We start from the raw sequence: 282 nt of genomic DNA, 5'->3' as shown, positions 1-282 counted from the left end.
GACATGCGCCGCAGCCAACTCACCAATCGAGTGACCAGAAAGGAAGTCAGGCCGCAGCCCCCACGACTCAACGAGCCGGAACAGCGCCACCTCAACCGCGAACAAGGCAGGCTGCGTGTAGGCAGTCTGGTCCAGCAGGTCGCCGTCGGCTCCGAAGATCACATCCCGCAGCGGTACTTCGAACCGTTCACACACCGCATCCAGGGCTTCGGCGAAGACAGGGTAGGTCGCGTAAAGCTCCCAACCCATCCCGATCCGCTGGCTGCCCTGACCGGTGAACAA

1 protein-coding gene is annotated in these 282 nt (G+C 62.8%); it reads right to left on the bottom strand.

Annotation, left to right across the window (positions count from 1 at the left end; translation table 11 throughout):
• Positions 1–282, bottom strand: a 282-nt coding sequence (locus O5O46_RS35220; RefSeq protein WP_269859763.1) for an acyltransferase domain-containing protein, incomplete at both ends; no start/stop codon positions are given.

Origin of the sequence: Streptomyces sp. RPT161, assembly GCF_027533845.1 — a bacterium.
GTDB lineage: Bacteria > Actinomycetota > Actinomycetes > Streptomycetales > Streptomycetaceae > Streptantibioticus_A > Streptantibioticus_A silvisoli_A.
The sequence above is the reverse complement of the archived record's forward strand: the minus strand, read 5'-3'. Positions and strand labels throughout refer to the sequence as shown.